At 63.1% G+C, this 20,706-nt stretch carries 17 protein-coding genes; 5 read left to right on the forward strand and 12 right to left on the reverse strand.

The window, feature by feature from the left end:
* The first annotated feature begins 701 nt into the window (after window positions 1–701).
* Window positions 702–3,998, forward strand: coding sequence for a ribonuclease E (gene rne, locus J3B00_RS21565; protein ID WP_209871639.1), 3,297 nt, complete (start codon window positions 702–704; stop codon window positions 3,996–3,998).
* A gap of 1,107 nt (window positions 3,999–5,105) precedes the next feature.
* On the opposite strand, the gene murB is transcribed toward rne, so the two are convergent.
* The 8 genes from murB to J3B00_RS21605 form a co-directional block, all read right to left on the reverse strand.
* Window positions 5,106–6,125 carry a UDP-N-acetylmuramate dehydrogenase gene (gene murB, locus J3B00_RS21570; RefSeq protein WP_209871642.1) on the reverse strand — a complete coding sequence of 340 codons (1,020 nt, stop codon included), beginning with the start codon at window positions 6,123–6,125 and terminating at the stop codon, window positions 5,106–5,108.
* The gene (locus J3B00_RS21575) at window positions 6,122–6,586 is read right to left on the reverse strand and encodes a low molecular weight protein-tyrosine-phosphatase (protein ID WP_209871645.1); all 465 of its coding nucleotides are present in this window, start codon (window positions 6,584–6,586) and stop codon (window positions 6,122–6,124) included. Before J3B00_RS21575 ends, murB begins: the two co-directional genes overlap by 4 nt.
* The gene (gene kdsB / locus J3B00_RS21580; RefSeq protein WP_209871649.1) at window positions 6,586–7,350 is read right to left on the reverse strand and encodes a 3-deoxy-manno-octulosonate cytidylyltransferase; all 765 of its coding nucleotides are present in this window, start codon (window positions 7,348–7,350) and stop codon (window positions 6,586–6,588) included. Before kdsB ends, J3B00_RS21575 begins: the two co-directional genes overlap by 1 nt.
* Window positions 7,347–7,532 carry a Trm112 family protein gene (locus J3B00_RS21585; RefSeq protein ID WP_209871651.1) on the reverse strand — a complete coding sequence of 62 codons (186 nt, stop codon included), beginning with the start codon at window positions 7,530–7,532 and terminating at the stop codon, window positions 7,347–7,349. The genes kdsB and J3B00_RS21585 overlap by 4 nt, the downstream gene beginning before the upstream one ends.
* A gap of 30 nt (window positions 7,533–7,562) precedes the next feature.
* Complete coding sequence (gene lpxK / locus J3B00_RS21590; RefSeq protein WP_209871653.1) at window positions 7,563–8,573, reverse strand: tetraacyldisaccharide 4'-kinase; 1,011 nt, start codon at window positions 8,571–8,573, stop codon at window positions 7,563–7,565.
* On the reverse strand, window positions 8,573–9,007 hold the full coding sequence (locus J3B00_RS21595; protein ID WP_209871656.1) for a biopolymer transporter ExbD: 435 nt from the start codon (window positions 9,005–9,007) through the stop codon (window positions 8,573–8,575). The genes lpxK and J3B00_RS21595 overlap by 1 nt, the downstream gene beginning before the upstream one ends.
* Window positions 9,004–9,639: a MotA/TolQ/ExbB proton channel family protein gene (locus tag J3B00_RS21600; RefSeq protein ID WP_209871659.1), complete on the reverse strand. Its 636-nt coding sequence runs from the start codon at window positions 9,637–9,639 to the stop codon at window positions 9,004–9,006. The genes J3B00_RS21595 and J3B00_RS21600 overlap by 4 nt, the downstream gene beginning before the upstream one ends.
* A gap of 138 nt (window positions 9,640–9,777) precedes the next feature.
* Window positions 9,778–11,994, reverse strand: a complete 2,217-nt coding sequence (locus J3B00_RS21605) for a DNA internalization-related competence protein ComEC/Rec2 (protein WP_209871662.1) — start codon at window positions 11,992–11,994, stop codon at window positions 9,778–9,780.
* Between the two features lie 142 nt (window positions 11,995–12,136).
* Here J3B00_RS21605 and J3B00_RS21610 point away from each other — a divergent pair, with 142 nt between their 5' ends.
* Entirely contained in the window at window positions 12,137–12,763 is a 627-nt protein-coding gene (locus J3B00_RS21610; RefSeq protein ID WP_209871665.1) for a DUF2062 domain-containing protein, read from the forward strand.
* On the opposite strand, the gene J3B00_RS21615 is transcribed toward J3B00_RS21610, so the two are convergent.
* From J3B00_RS21615 to J3B00_RS21625, 3 genes are all read right to left on the reverse strand, one after another.
* Window positions 12,647–13,426 carry an ABC transporter permease gene (locus tag J3B00_RS21615; protein WP_209871668.1) on the reverse strand — a complete coding sequence of 260 codons (780 nt, stop codon included), beginning with the start codon at window positions 13,424–13,426 and terminating at the stop codon, window positions 12,647–12,649. The genes J3B00_RS21610 and J3B00_RS21615 overlap by 117 nt on opposite strands.
* Window positions 13,423–14,355, reverse strand: a complete 933-nt coding sequence (locus tag J3B00_RS21620) for an ABC transporter ATP-binding protein (protein WP_209871671.1) — start codon at window positions 14,353–14,355, stop codon at window positions 13,423–13,425. Before J3B00_RS21620 ends, J3B00_RS21615 begins: the two co-directional genes overlap by 4 nt.
* A 157-nt stretch (window positions 14,356–14,512) precedes the next feature.
* Window positions 14,513–15,136, reverse strand: a complete 624-nt coding sequence (locus tag J3B00_RS21625) for a glutathione S-transferase (protein WP_209871674.1) — start codon at window positions 15,134–15,136, stop codon at window positions 14,513–14,515.
* 168 nt (window positions 15,137–15,304) lie between these two features.
* On the opposite strand from J3B00_RS21625, the gene J3B00_RS21630 reads away from it, so the two are divergent.
* Complete coding sequence (locus J3B00_RS21630; protein ID WP_209871677.1) at window positions 15,305–17,752, forward strand: acyl-CoA dehydrogenase; 2,448 nt, start codon at window positions 15,305–15,307, stop codon at window positions 17,750–17,752.
* 57 nt (window positions 17,753–17,809) lie between these two features.
* Here J3B00_RS21630 and J3B00_RS21635 read toward each other — a convergent pair whose 3' ends face one another.
* Window positions 17,810–19,336: a hypothetical protein gene (locus J3B00_RS21635; protein ID WP_209871681.1), complete on the reverse strand. Its 1,527-nt coding sequence runs from the start codon at window positions 19,334–19,336 to the stop codon at window positions 17,810–17,812.
* A gap of 202 nt (window positions 19,337–19,538) precedes the next feature.
* On the opposite strand from J3B00_RS21635, the gene J3B00_RS21640 reads away from it, so the two are divergent.
* Together J3B00_RS21640 and J3B00_RS21645 are read left to right on the forward strand one after the other, a co-directional pair.
* Window positions 19,539–19,949, forward strand: a complete 411-nt coding sequence (locus J3B00_RS21640; protein WP_209871684.1) for a PA2817 family protein — start codon at window positions 19,539–19,541, stop codon at window positions 19,947–19,949.
* A gap of 186 nt (window positions 19,950–20,135) precedes the next feature.
* The gene (locus J3B00_RS21645; RefSeq protein ID WP_209871687.1) at window positions 20,136–20,675 is read left to right on the forward strand and encodes a type 1 fimbrial protein; all 540 of its coding nucleotides are present in this window, start codon (window positions 20,136–20,138) and stop codon (window positions 20,673–20,675) included.
* Window positions 20,676–20,706 lie beyond the last annotated feature (31 nt).

Consider the following 20,706-nt stretch of genomic DNA (forward strand, 5'->3'; position numbering starts at 1 on the left):
TGGTACTACACCAGCCCCTGACCAACGCAATTCTCGAGGACGCGAGGCCGTCCTACGGGGCTTTCGCCAGTTTACCGAAATACCTGGAATCGCCACCAGCGCCGTGTAGAGAAGACCGAAAAAAAACGATAAGTGCGGTAGTTAACCTCCTTCCTGTTCTTTTTCGCAGTGCCTCTGCCCCGCCACCGTCGCTTCCTCCCTGCACCCGGCGAACGCTTCGGAAATACCTGCCTTGGACATGAATGGCGCCAGCTTCCGAATCGAAGCTGGCGAAAAATGCAACCCGTTGCGGATTCAGCGCGCGGCAGCACCCGAATTATCAGGGATACGTGCAGGGTGGAGACGCACAGCCCCTCGGACCGTGTAGCACCGCGTCCGGCCACCGGCCCAAGTACTGGGCGGCGAGCGGATAAGGTCCTGTACAGATGCCTCATTGGCGTCCACGGCTGACGGTTGATTCCTCCTCCTGAACGGAGTGCACAAGCTCTGCAAGGTCGATTCGGTTGATTCGGATACCCCAGGTGGTTGTGCACCGCAAAACAGGACGCGTCGTCGCGATCACGGCAGGCTGGGCAACCGGCTGGTGCCGAACGTCGTCGACACGGGGGTGGCTCGCTACCCTTTGCGCACCTTGGCACCGACCTTGAGACGTCGTGTGTGCCGAACGCCGTTTCCGGCAGCCCGGAAACCGACGGTACAACATGAAAAGAATGCTGATTAACGCAACTCAACCCGAAGAGTTGCGTGTAGCCCTGGTGGATGGCCAACGCCTCTACGACCTGGATATCGAATCCGGCGCCCGTGAGCAGAAAAAGGCCAACATCTACAAAGGCAAGATCACCCGGATCGAGCCCAGCCTCGAAGCCGCCTTCGTCGACTTCGGCTCCGACCGTCACGGCTTCCTGCCGCTGAAGGAAATCTCCCGCGAGTACTTCAAGAAGGCCCCAGAAGGCCGCGTCAACATCAAGGAAGTGCTCAGCGAAGGCCAGGAAGTCATCGTCCAGGTCGAGAAGGAAGAGCGCGGCAACAAAGGCGCCGCCCTCACCACCTTCATCAGCCTGGCTGGCCGCTACCTGGTCCTGATGCCGAACAACCCGCGTGCCGGTGGCATTTCCCGTCGCATCGAAGGCGAAGAGCGCAACGAACTGCGCGAAGCCCTCAACGGCCTTACCGTTCCGGCTGACATGGGCCTGATCGTTCGCACCGCAGGCCTTGGCCGCAGCAGCGAAGAGATGCAGTGGGACCTCGACTACCTGCTGCAGCTGTGGACCGCCATCAAGGAAGCGTCCCTGGACCGCACCGCGCCGTTCCTGATCTACCAGGAAAGCAACGTCATCATCCGCGCGATCCGCGACTACCTGCGCCAGGACATCGGCGAAGTGCTGATCGACAGCATCGAGGCCCAGGAAGAAGCCCTGACCTTCATCCGCCAGGTGATGCCGCAGTACGCCAGCAAGGTCAAGCTGTACGAAGACAGCGTGCCGCTGTTCAACCGTTTCCAGATCGAAAGCCAGATCGAGACCGCCTTCCAGCGCGTGGTCGAACTGCCTTCCGGCGGCTCGATCGTGATCGACCCGACCGAGGCCCTGGTGTCCATCGACATCAACTCGGCGCGCGCCACCAAAGGCAGCGACATCGAAGAAACCGCCCTGCAGACCAACCTGGAAGCGGCTGAAGAAATCGCCCGCCAGCTGCGCCTGCGGGACATCGGCGGCCTGATCGTCATCGACTTCATCGACATGACCCCGGCGAAGAACCAACGCGCCGTCGAAGAGCGTGTGCGTGAGGCCCTCGAAGCCGACCGCGCCCGCGTCCAGGTTGGCCGCATCTCGCGCTTCGGCCTGCTGGAGATGTCGCGCCAGCGCCTGCGTCCGTCGCTGGGCGAAAGCAGCGGCATCGTCTGCCCGCGCTGCTCCGGCACCGGTATCATCCGTGACGTCGAGTCGCTGTCGCTGGCGATCCTGCGCCTGATCGAGGAAGAAGCCCTCAAGGACCGTACCGCCGAGGTACGCGCCCAGGTGCCGATCCCGGTTGCTGCGTTCCTGCTCAACGAGAAGCGCAACTCGATCACCAAGATCGAAATGCGTACCCGCGCGCGCATCATCATCCTGCCGAACGATCACCTGGAAACCCCGCACTTCGAAGTCCAGCGCCTGCGCGACGACAACCCGGACGTGCTGACCAACCAGTCCAGCTACGAGATCGCCACCACCGAAACCGAGGAAGCGCCGCAACAGGCCGCGACCCGCACCCTGGTTCGCCAGGAAGCTGCGGTCAAGACCGCCCCGCCGCGCACCAACGCACCGGTACCGACTGCTGTTGAAGAGCAGCCTGTCGCCGCCGCCGCGCCGCCAGCGCCTGCTCCAAGCATCCCCGAGCCTAGCCTGTTCAAGGGCCTGGTGAAGTCGCTGGTCAGCCTGTTCGCCGGCAAGGACGAGCCTGTTGCTGCCCCGGCTGCCGCGGCCGAAAAGCCTGCCGCCGAGCGCACCCAGCGCAACGAGGAGCGCCGTAACGGTCGTCAGCAGAGCCGCAACCGCAACGGTCGTCGTGACGAAGAGCGCAAGCCACGCGAAGAGCGTGCCGAGCGCGCGCCACGTGAAGCCCGCGAGCCGCGTGAAGAACGCCAACCGCGCGAAGAGCGTGTGCCACGTGAAGAACGCGCACCACGCGAAGAGCGTGCACCGCGCCAGGATCGCCGCGGTAACCGCGACGAGCGCCCGGTACGTGAACTGCGCGAACCTCTGGACGCTGCTCCGGCTGCCCGTGAAGAGCGTCAGCCTCGTGAAGAGCGCGCCTCGCGTGAAGAACGTGCGCCTCGCGAAGAACGCGCCCCACGTGAAGAGCGTGCGCCTCGTGAAGAACGTGCCCCACGTGAAGAGCGTGCACCTCGTGAAGAACGTGCACCGCGCGAAGAGCGAGCGCCACGTGAAGAACGCGCCCCTCGCGAAGAGCGAGCGCCACGTGAAGAACGCGCCCCTCGTGAAGAGCGTGCGCCTCGTGAAGAACGTGCTCCTCGTGAAGAGCGCCAGCTGCGCCCAGCCGATGAAGCCGCCGAGCAGGCTGCGGAGATCGCCGAGGAGCAACTGCCAAACGAAGAGCTGCAACAGGACGAGCAACTGGAAGGCGCCGATGGCGAACGTCCACGTCGCCGCTCCCGCGGCCAGCGTCGTCGCAGCAACCGCCGCGAGCGTCAGCGCAATGCCAATGGCGAGCTGATCGACGGTGATGAAGAAGGCACCGAAGAGCAGCAGCCGCAACAGCATCAGGCCAGCGAGCTTGGCGCGGACCTGGCTGCCGGCCTGGCCGTGACTGCCGCTGTTGCTACCAGCAACATCAGCGCCGAAGCCGAAGCCCAGGCCAATCAGCAGGCTGAAGTAGCCTCTGCTGAAGTAGCTGAAGTAGCTGAAGTAGCTGAAGTAGCTGAAGTAGCTGAAGTAGCTGAAGCTGCGACCAGCGAAGCGCCTGAAGCCGCGACCGGCGAAGTCATCGCCCTGCCAGCCGAACCGGTTGCACAGGCCGAGGAAGTGGCGATCGCCCCCGTGGTCGAGCAGCCCGTCAGCGAGCCGGTTGCCGTGGTTGAGCCGACCGTCGAACCGGTTGTCGAGGTCGCGCCACAGCCTGTAGTTGAAGCGCCTGTCGCTGAAGCGACTGTTGAACAAGCGGCAGTGGTCGAGTCGGGTGAAGCCGAGAAGCCAGCCGAGGCTGTCGAAGCCGCACCGGTAGAAGCGCCTGTCGCCGAACCCGTTGCAGTCGAGCAACCTGCCGAGGTTATCGAGGTCGCTGAAGCCAAGCCTGAAGTTGTCGAGGCTGCACCTGTTGCCGCCGAGCCAGCGCCAGTGAAGCCCGCCAATGGCCGCGCGCCAAACGACCCGCGTGAAGTGCGTCGTCGCAAGCGCGAAGCCGAGGCTGCTGCCGCCGCTGCACAGGCTGCTGCTACCCAGGCAACGGCGCCTGAAGCCTTGGAAACGACCGAAGAGCACAAGCCTCATCACGGTTGATTGCAACGGCTGAATGAAAAAGCCCCGCCAGTGTGAACTGGCGGGGCTTTTTCTTGGTTCGCTATTTGTCGGGGGGGGGGGGGCCTTTTGGGCTGGGGTTTGGGGTTGTGAGCTTATCCATTTGATGTGGTGGTGCCACTGGCCCCTTCCGCCCTTACGGCGGGTCACTTTTTTTCTTGGAAAAAAGTAACCAAAAACCGCTTGCTCCATCATACGGCCCTTCGCTGCGCTGCGGGTTCCCTCGCTCCGGTCTTGCTCCGGGAGGACCGCGCTGTACGGCCCATCCTGGGCCTCAGCGCTTTCCGGCCATCCATGGCCTCCACCTCCCTGCGCAAGACCTCCACTCGGCCTCCTGAAGTCGCTGGTAGATCAAGATCAAGAGCAAGATCAAGATCAAGATCAAGATCAACAGCCAGGGCAACGGCTGGCGAATCGCTACGCTCTCGCTTTGTTTATCTACCAGCGGATTTGTGGTGTGGCTGGCAGGGCTGCGCCCTGCGATTTGCATCGCCAGTACCGGCCTCTTCGCGGGGCAAGCCCGCTCCTACAGGGATTGAGCAAATTTTGAATTCGGCGCGATACCTGTAGGAGCGGGCTTGTCCCGCGAAGAGGCCCGAATATCCACCACCCATGCCACTATCAAAAACAACGCCAGCCTAGACGCCACCCGTAACTTCGCGACTTCAGAAGACCGGAGCGCAGGGCCGGATGCAGGAGCAAGCGGTTTTTGGTTACTTTTTTCCAAGAAAAAAAGTGACCCGCCGTAAGGGCCATCCCTTTCAAGGTCTTTGAAATTTGGTCTGGCTTGAGTGAGCCGGGGCTGCTTTGCAGCCCTTTCGCGACACGAGGCCGCTCCCACAGGGATAGCGCATGCCTCAAGAGCGGCGCGGTTCGCCCTTGTGGGAGCGGCCTTGCCGGGGCGCCGGACCGGTCGGAAAGGGGCGCGCAGCGCCCCCGGCATTGCTGGCCTCCATGAGAAATCCGAAGGTAACGCAAAGACCTTGAAAGGGATGGCCGTAAGGGCGGAAGGGGCCAGAAGCGCCACCACATCAAATGGATAAGCCCCCCCAAAAAAAACGCCAAGCCAAAGCCGAACAGCCAACCAAATCAGTACAGATTCGGCTCCATCTCCAGCTCCACACCAAACCGCTCAAGAATATCCGCCTGGATCTTGCGCGCCAGGGCATGCAACTGCGCACCCGACGCCTGGCCATAATTGACCAGCACCAGCGACTGCAACCGGTGCACCCCGGCATCACCGTCACGGTACCCCTTCCAGCCAGCCTGCTCGATCAGCCAGCCCGCCGCCAGCTTCACCTGCCCCTCACCCTGCGGATAAGCCACCACACCCGGATACCACACGCGAATCTGCTCGCTCAACGCGGCACTCACCACCGGGTTCTTGAAGAAGCTCCCCGCATTGCCCAACTCAAGCGGATCAGGCAGCTTTTCACGACGAATACTGCAGATGGCATCGCTGATATCCTGTGCGCTGGGCTGCTCGACACCCTGCTCCTGCAAGCGCTGACGCACCGGCCCGTAGTCCAGGTGCGCCTGCAGGGTACGCGCCAAGGCAAAACGCACCCGCAAGATCAACCAACGCCCAGGAGTACGCTTGAACACACTGTCGCGATAACCAAACGCGCACTCTTCCAGGGTGAAATCGCGCAGCTCACCGGTCTCCCGGTCAAGGGCGGTCAACCCGGCAAACACGTCCTTGATCTCCACCCCATAGGCGCCGACATTCTGCATCGGTGCCGCACCGACGGTACCCGGGATCAGGCTGAGATTCTCCAGGCCGCTGAAGCCTTGCTCAAGGCTCCACTGTACGAACGGATGCCAAGGCTCACCGGCCTCGGCTTCGACCACCACCCGCTCGCCCTGCTCGCTCAGTACGCGTCGACCACGGCTGGCCATGTGCAGCACCAGGGCGTCGACATCCTGGGTCAGCAGCAGGTTGCTGCCGCCACCGATTACCAACACCGGCAACTGGCGTTGAGCAGCACTCGCCAGCGCAGCGCGCACCTCGTCGTCGCTGTGCGCCTGGGTAAAATAGCGCGCATCGACGTCGATGCCGAACGTGTTGAAGGGCTTGAGCGAGACCCGCTCCTGCCACGCCGCCGTCATAACCGCCCCTTGATTTCCACGACCAACGCTTGGCAGGCCGCCTCGATCAAATCCAGGACCTGCTCGAAACCGTCAGCACCGCCGTAATACGGGTCAGGCACTTCGTCCAGCGCCGCGCCATAGCGACGCAGGAACAGATCCAGCTCAGCAGGCGCCGAGTGCGGGCGCAGCGCGCGCAGATCGGCCAGGTTGCTGGCGTCCATGGCCAGGATCAGGTCGTACTCGGCGAAATGGGCTGCCTTGACCTTCTGGGCTCGTTGCGCCGACAGGTCATAGCCACGGCTCAGCGCCGCCCGGCAAGTGCGCGTATCGGGCGCCTTGCCCACATGCCAGTCGCCGGTACCGGCCGAGGCCACCTGAACCTGATCGGCAAGGCCCGCAGCCTGCAATTGCTGACGCAGGACGCCTTCAGCAGTCGGCGACCGGCAAATATTGCCCAGGCAGACAAACAGGACGCGCATCAAACCTCCAGCAAGCGCCGCACGCGCTCCAGATCCTCAGGGGTATCGACACCCACGGCAGGCGCCTCGAGGGCATCCTCGACATGAATGCGCACGCCATGCCAGAGCGCGCGCAGCTGCTCCAGCGCCTCGGTCTGCTCAAGCCAGCACGGGCCCCAGCTGACGAAGTCCTGGAGGAAGCCCACGCGGTAGGCGTACATGCCGATGTGGCGGCGATACGGCACCGCCGCAGGCAGTTGCTGGCGATCCTTGGCAAACGCGTCGCGCGCCCACGGCAGCGGCGCGCGGCTGAAACTCAGGGCCAGGCCATGTTTGTCGCTGACGACCTTGACCGCATTGGGGTTGAACACCGTCTCGGGGTCGTGGATCGGCTCGGCCAAGGTGGCGATGCCCGCCTCAGGATGGGCTGCCAGGTTGGCCGCCACCTGATCGATGATCACTGGCGGAATCAACGGCTCGTCACCCTGAACGTTGACCACGATCGCGTCGCTGGCCAAACCCAGCTGCTCGGCGACTTCAGCCAAGCGGTCGGTACCGGATTCATGGTCGACACGGGTCATCAGCACGTCGGCGCCAAACGCCTGGCAGGCTTCGAAGATGCTCGCATCATCGGTGGCGATGACCACGCGGCTGGCAGCGCTCTTGCGCGCCTGTTCCCACACGTGCTGGACCATCGGCTTGCCGGCGATCAGCAACAGCGGCTTGCCCGGCAGGCGCGTGGAGCGCAGACGGGCAGGAATTACAACGGTGAAATCCAGGCTCATTTGTCCAAGCGCTCATCGTCAGTCAGGGTACGCGCTTCGCTTTCCAGCATGACCGGAATGCCATCGCGAACAGGATAGGCCAGACCGGCACCCTTGCTGATCAGCTCGCTTTTGTCGGCGCTGAGCTTGAGCGGGCCTTTGGTGATCGGGCAGGCGAGGATATCGAGCAGTTTGGTGTCCATGAAAGCTTCCTTGAGGAAAGTTGATACAGCTCAGGGCTGGCAATGCGCCGGCAGCAGGCGTTCGAGCTGGCTGTCGAACCAGCGGACAAATGCCGGCGACGGCACGGCGTCGACCGCCAGGTACCACCAGTCAGCGGCGGCAAACGCACGGCATTTGACCGCATCCTTCTCGGTCATCACCAGCGGTAGCGCGGGGCTGAAACTCAGCGCCTCGGCACTGAACTGCGCATGATCGGCAAATGGGTGCGGCACTGGCTGCCAGTTTAGCCCCTGCAGGGTATTGAAGAAACGTTGCGGATTGCCAATGCCGGCCACTGCGTGGAGGGCCTGGCCGGCGGGAAAATGCTCAAGCGGGCGACGCTCGCCACTGCGCAGGTTGACCAGTGCCGAGGGTTGCAACTGAAAGGCGAAGCCGTCGTCACGGTCACTGCCGGCGCCGTTATACAGCACCGCATCGGCCTCCTGCAGACGCTCCACCGGCTCGCGCAGCGGCCCAGCCGGCAGGCAGCGGCGGTTACCCAGGCCGCGCGCGGCGTCGATCAGCACCAGTTCCAGGTCGCGGGCGAGGCGATAATGCTGCATGCCGTCGTCACACAGGATCAGGTCCAGCGGTTCACTGGCCAGCAGCGCCCGCACGGCGCGCGAGCGGTCCGGGTCGATCATCAACGGCACGCCGGTGCGCTGCACGATCAGCAGCGGCTCGTCGCCGGCCTGCTCGGCGCTGTGACCCGCCTCGACCCGCCAAGGCAACTGATCCGGTTTGGCGCCATAGCCGCGGCTGACCACGCCAACCCGCAGCCCCTGGCGACGGCAGTGTTCGATCAGCCATAGAATCATCGGCGTCTTGCCGGTACCGCCGACGGTGATATTGCCAACGACGATGACCGGCACCGGCGCACGGTAACTGGCACTTTCGCCACTGAGAAAACGTGCGCGTTTGCGCAACACCACGCGCCGGTACAGCAGTTCCAGCGGGCGCAGCAGCGCCAATGCAGGATGCCCGGCGTACCAGGCGGCAAGCAGGCGGTCGCCCAGGGCCATCAGGGTGCCTCCGCTGCCGCCTCGACAGTGGTCATGCGCAGCTGGCTGAAACCGAGCTTGCCGGCGGCATCCATTGCGGTGATCACGGCCTGGTGCGGGGTCTTGCCATCGGCGCTGATCGACAGCGGCAGCGTGTTATCACCCGCCGACTCCTGCTGCAGCGCCTCGGTCAGGGTGGCCAGGTCGCTCTTGGGCAGCAGGTGGTTGTTGACCGAATAGACACCGTCGGCGCTGATGGTGATATCCACCTGCTTGCCCTCATCGGCGCTCGGCGGCGCAGCGGTAGTCGCCTCAGGCAGCTCGACGCGCAACTGGTTCTCGCGGGTGAAAGTGGTGGTGACGACAAAGAACAGCAGCAACACGAACACCACGTCGATCAACGACGCCAGGTTGATGTCGACGTTCTCGCGTTGGCGGTTGCGGCGAAACTTCACGCCTTTTCTCCGGCCACTTCCACTTCACGGTCACCCTGCACGACCTCGACCAGCTTGATCGCCTCCTGCTCCATGCCCACCACCAGCTCGTCGATGCGGCGCAACAGGAAGCGATGGAAGAACACCGCCGGGATACCGACCATCAGGCCCGCAGCAGTCGTCACCAGGGCCTTGGAGATGCCCCCGGCCAGCACCGAGGCATTGGCGGTCATCTGCGAACCCATGAAGGCACTGAAGATATCGATCATGCCCAGCACGGTACCGAGCAGGCCGAGCAGCGGCGCCATCGCAGCGATGGTGCCGAGGGTGCTGATGTAGCGCTCCAGCTCGTGGATGACCCGCGACGCCGCCTCCTCGATGCACTCTTTCATGATCTCGCGGCCATGCCGTGAATTGGCCAGGCCCGCCGCGAGGATCTCGCCCAGCGGCGAATCGGCGCGCAGGCTCTTGAGCTTGTCACTGGTGAGTTGCTTGTCCTTGATCCACTTCCATACCTGACCGAGCAGGTGCGGTGGCGTCACGCGGCTGGCGCGCAGGGTCCACAGGCGTTCGGCGACGATAGCCATGGCGACGATGGAACTCAGAATGATCGGCAGCATCATCCAACCACCGGACTTGACCAATTCCCACACAGTAATCATCCCCTCGAAAAAGGCGGCCACTCTACCATAGGATCGTGACCGGCTCAGCTGCCAGAGGTCGCAAGATCGGTAGCACTCTACCCGGCCCAGGCTGGTTTACAGCTACGTGGAAGGAGATTCCCCTGGTCTCTACGGGTCACGCCAAAACTTGCGCTGGCTCCGCTGCCCCTGCACTTCGCCGTTACTCCCCAGCCGCAACCTCAACGCGCCCTCAACCGCCGTGTCATGAATCGCCAGGCCATGCCGCTGGTAGCGCTCGATCACCTGCGGATGCGGGTGCCCAAAACCATTGTGCATTCCTCGCGAAATCAACGCACCACGCGGCGCCGTCGCCCGAATGAACGCCTCGGTCGACGAACTGCGGCTGCCATGATGGGCAGACTGCAACCAATCGATGCGCAGCTGCGGATGGGCCGCAAGCCAGGCCCGCTCGGCCCCGGCCTCGATATCGCCAGCAAGCAGAAAGCGCTCGCCGCCCGCCTCTACCAACAGGACGCAAGAGCGTTCATTGCTGTTCGGGCCGTGCGCCCATTGCCACACCGAAAAGCTGACCTCATCCCATTGCCAGGCCTCCCCCGACACACACGGCTGAGCATGCAACGGCTCAGGCAGCTCAGCCGGTTCTCCCGCCAGCACCTGCTTGATCGCCAGCCCTCGATGAATGGCCGCCGCGCCACCGGCATGGTCAGCATGCGCATGACTGATCAGCATCAGATCCAGGTGATTGACGCCCAACTTGCGCAACGTCGGCAGCACCACGCTCTGCCCCAGGTCACTCTCGCCGCGTGCCGGGCCGGCGTCGTAGAGCAACGTGTGATTGCGGGTGCGCAGCAGCACTGCCAAGCCCTGCCCCACATCCAGTTGCAGGATTTCAGCCTGGCCCGCCGGCAGCCGCTCCTTGGGCACCCAGAGTGCCAGCAGCATCAGCGCGCCCAGCCCTCGCAGCGGCACTCCGCGCGGCAGCAAGATCACCAACGCGCCAACAGCGACCAGCAGCCAGGCCACCAGCGGCAGTGGTTGGGCAATCCAGGCCGGCTGCAACTGCGCCAGCCACGCCAACAGCCGAAACAACAGCTCCAACGCACCACCGGCCAGCCACAGCAGCCCAGTGCCTGCACCCGGCAGCGGTAACAGCAACGTGCCGAGCAGCGCCAACGGCAGGACCACCAGGCTGATCCACGGCACCGCCAAGAGATTGGCCAAAGGTGCACTCAGGCTGATCGGCAGGCCCAATGCCAGCATCGCCGGCAGCAGGCCAATGGCGATCACCCACTGCGCGCGGGTCCAGGCCTGCCAGGGTCGCCAGCCGCCGAGCCGGTGCGCGAAGCAATACATCAATACCGCAACAGCCCCGAACGACAGCCAGGTGCCTGGCAGCAGGCTGGCCAAGGGCTCGCCCAACAGCACCGCGCATAGCGCCAGCAACAACGGCAAACCGACCCCAAGATGGCGAAAGCGCAAGCGCCAGCACATGACCACCGCCAGCATCAGGCAAGCCCGCTGCACCGGCACGCCGAAGCCGGCCAACCCGCCATAGCCCAGTGCTGCCGCCATGGCGCCCGCGCAGGCCCACGGTAGCCACGGCCAGCGCGGCGGCCACACCCCCCAGCGAGCGAGCCCCGCCACCAAGCCATACAGCAACCCCGCCGCCAAGCCGATATGGTGCCCGGAAATGACCAGCAGATGCACCGTGCCGGTGGCCTGCAGCGCCTGCCAATCCTCGCGCGCCAGCCCCGAACCATCGCCCAGCACCAAAGCTGCCACCGCCGCTTGACGACCGTTGGCATCCACTGCCAGCAGGCGCTGGCGCAAGCTGTCGCGCCAGCCGCCGCTGACCGGCGCCAACAGTTGCCCCGCCTTGACCGTGCCGGTAGCGCCGATCCGCTTGGCCAGCAATGTTGCCTCGCGGTCCGGCCCATGCGGGTTGAGCAGGCCACGCGGGCGCTTGAGCGTTACCGCCAGGCGCCAGCGCTCGCCCGCCAACACCGGCGGCCCCTCGAACCAGCTCAGTTGCAATCGCCTGGGGAGTTCGGCACGACGCGAAAGCGCTTCGTCCAGCTCAAAGCGCACGCCCCGCGCAGACTGCGCCGGCAAGCCCACCACCCGCCGTTCGAGCCATAAGGTACGGCCATCGAGCTCGACCGCCAGGCGATCGTCCAGCGCCTGCTGCGCCGACCAGCACGCCCAGCAAAAACCCAGCAGGAAAAGGCCCAGAGGCCAGACACGGCTGCACAGCGCGACCAAGCCGAGGGCGAGCAGCAACAACAGCCATCCGACCGATGGCAGAACGGGGAGAAAGCCCAGGCACAGTAGCCCAAGCACGAGCGCCAACATCCCTGTGCGCATGAGGTAGAGCTCCAGAAGCCGAATAGCCCCCAGAGTAATAGCCCATCCACGGGCCGGCCTTGTTCAACAATTGTCACAAACTCTGAACAAGCCGGTCAGGCAATCAAGGCATACTGATCGCCTTCAGACCCGGGGAGCCTACATGCCGCGCCGCCTGTTCAAACGGTACATGCCGGATCCGACCAGCATTCGGGAACACAAATCCTTACGCTTCTTCGGAAAACTGCTACACGACCCCAACCTCTGGCACCTGAACCGACATTCAGTTGCGCGGGCCATGGGCGTAGGCCTGTTCGCGGCATTGATCCCGGTCCCCATGCAGATGCTGCTGGCCGCCAGCCTGGCGATTCCGCTACGCGGTAACCTGCCGATCGCGGTCAGCCTGGTCTGGCTGACCAACCCGCTGACCATGCCGCCGGTGTTCTTCGTCACCTACATGACCGGCGCCTGGCTATTGCAGACGCCGCCCCGCAGCCTGCCCGACGACCTTACCTTCGAGTGGATCACCGACCAGTTGTCGACCGTCTGGCAGCCATTCCTGCTGGGCTCGGTGGTGTGCGGCGTGGTGCTGGGCATCCTGGCCTACTTCACCACCATGTTCTATTGGCGCTGGTGGGTGGGCCGGCAGTGGCGCCGGCGCAAGCACAAAGCCTCAGGCGCGCATGCCGCGACCGCTGACCAGCAGGCGGATGCACAGGGTATAGAGCACCGCCGTGGCGACCAGCATGAAGGTGATCGCCGTACCGATGCTGATATCCGACACCCCTAGAATGCCGTAGCGGAACGAGTTGACCATGTGCAGGACCGGGTTAGCCATCGACACGGTCTGCCAGAACGGCGGCAGCAGGTTGATCGAATAGAACACGCCGCCCAGGTAGGTCAGTGGCGTCAACACGAAGGTCGGAATGATCGAGATATCGTCGAAGTTGCGCGCAAACACCGCGTTGACGAAGCCCAATAGCGAGAAAATCGTCGCTGTCAGCAGCACGACGATCACCGTGACACCCAGGTGATGCACCTGCAGATCGGTAAAGAACATCGACAGAATAGTCACGATCACCCCCACCGCCAGCCCGCGCAATACACCGCCGAGGGCGTAGCCGACCAGGATCGTGTGCGGCGAGACCGGCGAGACCATCAGCTCTTCGATCGAACGCTGGAATTTGCTGCCGAAGAAGCTCGACACCACGTTGCCGTAGGAGTTGGTGATCACCGACATCATGATCAGCCCCGGCACGATGTACTGCATGTAGGTGAAACCGCCCATGTCGCCGATCTGCCGGCCGATCAGGTTACCGAAGATGACGAAGTACAGGACCATGGTGATTGCCGGCGGCAGCAGGGTCTGCGGCCAGATGCGCAGAAAGCGTCGCACTTCACGGTAGACGATGGTATTCAGGGCGACCCAGTTGGTGCGCAGCTCGACACTCATACCGCCACCTTCGACAGGTTCTTTTCAACCAGGGACACGAACAACTCCTCGAGACGGTTGGTCTTGTTGCGCAGGCTCTGCACCTCGATGTTCTGCAAGGCCAACTGGCCGAACAGCGCAGTGATGCCGATGTCCTTGTCCACCTGCACTTCCAGGGTATGCGGGGTGAGCAGCCGGCACGGGTAACCTTGCAGCACCGGAGCGCTGACCAGGTCCTGTCTGAGGTCGAGGACGAAGGTCTCGACGTGCAGCTTGCCCAGCAGTTTGCGCATGCTGGTGTTCTCGACGATGGTGCCGTGATCGATGATGCCGATGTTGCGGCACAGCTGTTCGGCTTCTTCGAGGTAATGGGTGGTGAGGATGATGGTGATGCCTTTCTGGTTCAGCTCGGTGAGAAAGGTCCACATCGAGCGGCGCAGTTCGATGTCCACGCCCGCGGTCGGTTCGTCGAGAATCAACAGCTGCGGCTCATGGATCAGCGCCCGGGCGATCATCAGGCGGCGCTTCATGCCCCCGGACAGCGAACGCGACTGCACATCGCGCTTGTCCCACAGGCCAAGCTGGGTCAGGTACTGCTCGGCGCGTTCCTTGGCCAGTTTCGGCGGGATGCCGTAGTAACCGGCCTGGGTCACGACGATGTCGAAGGTCTTCTCGAACTGGTTGAAGTTGAACTCCTGCGGCACCACGCCCAGGCAGCGCTTGAGCGCCGAGGGCTCGCGGTCCAGGTCATGGCCGAACACGTTCACCGTGCCGCTGGTCTTGTTGACCAGGGTCGAGAGGATGCCGATGGTGGTGGATTTGCCGGCGCCATTGGGGCCGAGCAAGGCGAAAAAGTCACCTTCGGCGACGTCCAGATCGATACCCTTGAGGGCCTGGAAGCCGTTGCCGTAGGTCTTGGTCAGCTGTCGTATGGACAGGGCAGAACTCATAGCGGGTCACGTACCATATGAAGAGGTTCAGGACACGCCAGATCAGGTCACTGGCGCAGTGAGTGCGGCCCATGGTGCAAGCCTGGGCCGCTTAAGTACAGTCATCCGTATTGATAGTGGCTATCGATAGGAGCGTCGCACGGGCTGCGGGGTTCGCTCAGGTCAGCGCCGTCATCACTGCGGCCTGATAGGCCGGACGCGCCTTGAGGCGTTCGTACCAGGCCTGCAGATGCTGCATGGCGGGGCGCTCGATAGGCATTTCGTACCACGCGTAGACGAAGCTGCCGAGCGGAATGTCACCCATGCCGATCTGCTCACCCGAGAGGTACGGCTGCTGCGCCAGGGTCTGGTCGGCGATCGACAGCAATTCGGCACAGGCCTTTTGCGCGGCATTGATCGCCACCCAGTCGCGCTGGTCTTCAGCGGTGCGCAGCAGGCCCCAGAACAGCGGCCGGAATGGCGTGGCGAAGGACGAGGTAGTCCAGTCCATCCATTTGTCCGCCAGGGCGCGCTGGCGCGGGTCGTCCAGATACCAGCCCTGCTCGCGGCCGTACTGAGCGCACAGGTAGCGCACGATGGTGTTGGATTCCCACAGGGTCAGGTCGTCGTCTTCGAGCATCGGCACCAGGCCATTGGGGTTGCGCGCACGGTAGTGCGGCTCATTGACCAGACCAAAAGCGCCGCCGGCATCGATCGCTTCGAAATCCAGGCCGAGTTCGTGGGCAGCCCACAATACTTTGCGCACGTTGCTCGAGTTCTTGCGACCCCAGATCTTCAGCATGACGACGTCCTTATGAATGCAGAGCCTGGAGTCTACTCCAGCGGACACCCAGGAAACATGCCCTGACAACACCCGGCGAACTCCTGGCGCCACGACCGGTCACTGAACAGACGAGGCCGTCTATGCTGCTGGGGTCGGCTCAAGCCCAACTTCCAAGGAGGAAGGATTATGTTGCTGTTGTGGTTGCTGGTCCTGGTGATCGGCACGGCGTACCTCACCCACCGGCGTCTGCCACCGTTGCAGATTCTCGCCATCGTTGCCGCCTATACCCTGCTGATGGGCATTTTCAGCAAGGCCCCTGGCTGGCTGCTGGCGCTCATCTGGCTCGTGCTCGCGGCCAAGACCGCCCTGCTGGTGCTCCACGAATGGCGCCGCAAGGTCTTTACCGGACCGGTGTTCAAGTGGTTCCAGCGCACCCTGCCGCCGATGTCGCAAACCGAGCGTGAGGCGATCGAGGCCGGCACCGTCTGGTGGGACGGCCAGCTGTTCAGCGGCCGTCCGGACTGGCATACCCTGCTCGACTACCCCGCGCCGAAACTCACCGAAGAAGAGCAAGCGTTCATCGACGGCCCCGCCGACGAGCTCTGCGCGATGGTCAGTGATTGGCAGATCGGCCAGGACCTGGACCTGCCCCCCGAAGCCTGGGCATACATCAAACAGCACGGTTTCTTCGCCCTGATCATCCCCAAGGAATATGGCGGCAAGGGCTTCAGCGCCTACGCCCACTCCCAGGTCGCGATGAAACTGGCCACCCGCAGCGGTGACCTCGCCTCGACCGTGATGGTGCCCAACTCGCTCGGCCCGGCGGAACTGCTTCTACACTACGGCACCGATGAGCAACGTAATCACTACTTGCCACGCCTGGCGAGGGGCGATGACATCCCCTGCTTCGCCCTCACCGGCCCGCTGGCCGGCTCCGATGCCGGCGCCATGCCTGACACCGGCATCATCTGCAAAGGCCAATGGCAAGGCGAGGAAGTCCTGGGCCTGCGCCTGAACTGGGAAAAGCGCTACATCACCCTCGGCCCGGTCGCCACCCTGCTCGGCCTGGCCTTCAAGGCCTACGACCCCGAGCACCTGCTCGGCGAGGAAGAGGAACTGGGTATCAGCCTGGCGCTGATCCCCACCGATACCCCCGGCGTGGACATCGGCCAGCGCCACCTGCCGCTGGGGGCAGCGTTCATGAACGGGCCGAACAGCGGCAAGGACGTGTTCATCCCGCTGGACTTCCTCATCGGCGGCCAAGCCATGCTCGGCAAAGGCTGGATGATGCTGATGAACTGCCTGTCGGTCGGCCGCTCGATCTCCCTGCCAGCGGTCGGCACCGGCGCCGCCAAGTACACCAGCCTGGTCACCGGCCAGTACGCCAACATCCGCGAGCAGTTCAACGTACCCCTGGCCGCCTTTGAAGGCATTCAGGAATCGCTGGCGCGCATCGGCGGCAATGCCTGGCTGATGGATAGCGCGCGCCTGCTTACCGCCAAGGCGGTCGACCTCGGCGAGAAGCCCTCGGTGCTGTCGGCGATTCTCAAGTACCACCTGACCGAGCGCGGCCGCGAGTGCATTCAGCACGCCATGGACGTGCACGGTGGCAAGGGCATCATCATGGGCCCGAACAACTATCTGGGCCGCAACTGGCAGGGTGCACCGATCTTCATCACCGTCGAAGGCGCGAACATTCTTTCGCGCAATCTGATGATCTTTGGCCAGGGCGCCATCCGCTGCCATCCGTTCGTACTCAAGGAAATGGCCGCGGCCGGGCACGAAGACCGTGAGCAGGGGCTGAGGACGTTCGATGATCTGCTGCTCAAGCACATCTCGTTCGCCGTCAGCAACGCGGCCAGCACCTTTGTCCTGGGCATTGGCCTGGGGCATTTCGAGCGGGCACCAGGTGATGCCTTGAGCCAAGGCTACTTCCGCGCCCTGAATCGCCAGGCCGCAGCCTTTGCCCTGCTCGCCGACCTGTCGATGATGCTGCTGGGCGGCGCGCTCAAGCGCCGCGAACGGCTGAGCGCCCGGCTGGGTGATGTCCTGAGCTACCTGTACCTGTCCAGCGCCGCGCTCAAGCGTTACCACGACCTTGGCTCACCGGAACACCTGCAACCGCTGCTGCGCTGGGCCATGGAAGAAAGCCTGGGCCAGGCAGAAAAAGCCCTGGATCGCCTGCTCGATAACTTCCCCAATCGCTTCGTCGGCTCTGCGTTGCGGGTGTTGGTGTTCCCGTTCGGGCGTCGGCACACCGGGCCTAGTGATGAACTGGACGCCGAGGTTGCCGAGCTGATTGGCCGGCGCAAAGGCGATCCAGCACTCGAAGAGCTGTTGAGCGGCTGTTTCCGCCCCGAGGGTGAAGATGACCCTGTGGCCGCACTGCAGCGTGCCAGCGACCTGTTGGACGAGACCGCACCGCTGCACAAGGCACTGCATCAGGCCATCAAGGAGGGCAAGCTTGCAACCGCGCCAGGGCAATCGCCAATTGACAGAGCGGTGGAGGCAGGCGTCCTCACGGCAGACGAAGGGCAACGACTGCAACAGGCCGAGCACGCACGGCGCAAAGTCATCGATGTCGATGCGTTCGACAAGGAAGCACTGCTGCGAACGGCTGACAATGTGCGCTAGAACCTGTGGATACCCGCCCGCGCTCCCAGCTTAGTAAGCCTCGGAGCGCGGGTAGGCCTACTGCAGCTCAAGCAGCTCATCAATGGCCAGCGACGGCACGATCATTGCTGCCCAGTACCATCTACGATCGTCCGGCTCGACCGCCAACAAAGCCGTGCAGCCGCTGATAGCGTTGCCCTGCGTGAATATCCCATAACGGGAAACAGAGCCGTTACCGGCCAGTACCGTCCATTCGATATCCGCCGGATCGACCACCTGCTCATCACCGCGCTTGTCCCGGTAGCACAACGTCAATTGCAGCCGCTCCCCAAGCCTGGACATACGCAAGTAATGAGTCGGTGCAGCGTTGTAAACAAGGTAGGCCGCCTTGGCCCAGACCACGTTATGCCGTGCACTGACCGTATCAACGCTGACGAGCGTGTCAACGCTACTCTTCAATGCCGCCGTCGGCACAGTCTTGCTGTCTGCATCGTAGACGGCAGCAGGAGCAAGGGCGGGCGGGGGTTGGTAGTACCACAGCTCATCCACCTTCAGCACTTGCCCTTCGCTGCCGCTAGAAATCGTCACATTGCTGGTTGGCAGCCGCGCCAGTAGCAACGGGAAACGCGACGTCCCACGCTGGATCGATTTCATAGCCGGATTGATACCCGCACCAAGAAAGGCCCTTTGTTGAACAGGCGTGGCTAAGTCTTGCGGAGCAGACAAAAGTGGCAGGTAGGTCATGTGATACAGGCGGCCTGGCAGTTCCTGGAAAGCCCCGGGGCGCAAACGGGCATACGGATAAATGACGTAGGGCAAGTCGAGCAAGTCCCTGGGACCGAATTCTGTGGTGTATTTATCCAGATCAAAATAGGCGACCACCGACCCGGGTATGGTCGTACCTTGCCCACCAGCAGGCTGCGCACGCGCCGGCAACGCTGTGGGCGAGCGCCCTTCCGGATGACCTAGGGCGGCGAAATAGAGCCACAGCTCTGCCCAAAGCGTTCGATACTCGATATACAGCCTGAACCGGGCTCCGGTCATCATCTTGGAAATGTACTGTTGCTTGCCCAGCCAGCCAATCGGCTCACCTGCGCTCTGCAGGCCTTGGACAAACCTGCTGGCCATCAGCGCGTCGTCATGCTCATTGCGAACGAAGCGATACCGGGGCGCAGCCTGCCAATTCAAGACAACAGATCCATCAGGCTGATAGACGCCCCGACAGTTGTGCAGTTCGGATTCGACGCTCACGCTGGCATCGGCCGGGTACACATCCACCTGACGGACTTCTCTTACCTGCCCTCCCTGCTCCTTGCCCAGCATGAGGTGCACCGCATCGGAAACAACACGACGCACAGACACAAAAGCGTCTGTACCGACGCCGGCAAACTCCAGCACCGGCGCACCCACCTGCCCGTGGAAAACAAACCATGCAGCCCCGGGCGTGATGACCGTTTCAAAGGTCAATGGCCGGCGGACCTGCGAATCGTGAGCCTTCCCCAAGGCTGTGCGCAATTGCCCCAGATCCATCTGCACGACGCCACACCACCCGTGCAAATCCCATCCCTCTACCTGCGTTTCGCTGCTTTGATCTTCAGTGCTCATGGTCATCACCCTGCCGTTGAAACCTGCCAGGATTGAACGCCCTCACGCCCGCCCTTCTCAACTGGCAGAAATGCCAGTTTACGCAGCCGGCTGGCAGGTTCTGCTGTCGTCTCGGCTAGACTGTCACCATGAATTGACCAGCGGTGGATCAATCGGGCGTATACTCCGCGCCCCGTTTTCAGCAACCCCGAGGACCCTTTCCATGGCCAATCCGCACCTGGAGTACCACCTGCAACTGCTGCACCATCTGCGCACCATCCTGGTGGCCCTGGGCGAAGCCGAGCAAGTACCGGAAGAAAGCCACCTGCTGTTCCTCGAGCGCTTCGACGAGTTGCTCACCCTGCTGCCGCAAGACCCGCTGGAAAGTCAGTACCTTGGCCAGGACCTGCTCTGCCAGGTAATCCAACGCTACCCACAAATCGCCCACCTGGTCCCACGCGACCTGCTGTGGTTTTTTGCCGGCGATTGCCTGCACTTCATGCCGGATGACGAACTCGACCTGTATCAGCAGCTGGAAGAACGCCGCTTCGAGGCCGAGGAGAACGACGAGTCCTTCGACTGGCACAGCGAAAAACAGCTGCTGAACCTCAGTCAGCAACACGTCCAGCACTGACAGTGCCCGATGGCCTTTGCTCGAGGCCAGCAGCAAAGGGTGGTAGACGTCCGCGTTTTCCACCCGCAGTAGCGAAGTCGCCCTACAGATCGAAGCCCATCCGATCCGTACTCTGCGTGACGCGCGTCAGCCCCATTCAACGCAGGGACGACGCGGGCCGTTTAACTTCGCTACTGTGGAATCCTTATGAAAAAGACGCTTACCGCTTTTGCTCTGTGCATGCTCAGCAATGCGGCCTTGGCCAACACCGGCAACATCAACTTCGCTGGCAGCATTACCCCGGGCGGCACCTGCCCGATCGAAATCGTCGAACCTGGTACTGGTGGCACCGTACTACCTCGTGTAGTGGTGGGTAGCTACCACCCAGAATTCTTCACAGCCGCCGGAATAAAAACCCGCGCAATCCCATTCGCGATGCGGGTCACACCTGGCACAGGTTGCACTATCCCGGCGGGTGGGAAGGCCACGGTTACCTTTGCCGCAATCTACGGTATTCAAGGCACTGACCTGTATGCCCTACGTCCTGGCGGCGCGAGAAACCTTGCGTTGGCAATCCAGGATTCAAGCTTCAGCAATCTCGCCCCTGGCAAGGCGTCTGCCGAATATGCGCTGAACGACGCCGCGCCCACCGAGATGATCTTCTACGCGATGTACCAATCCCTAACTAACGCCGTCTCACCGGGCGATGCGCACTCGGAAGTCAGCTTCCTCGTAGACATCAAGTAACAGCCTGCTCCAGGCGTGATTGCAATCGCCT

This window comes from Pseudomonas sp. BP8, from assembly GCF_017875955.1.
Lineage (GTDB): Bacteria > Pseudomonadota > Gammaproteobacteria > Pseudomonadales > Pseudomonadaceae > Aquipseudomonas.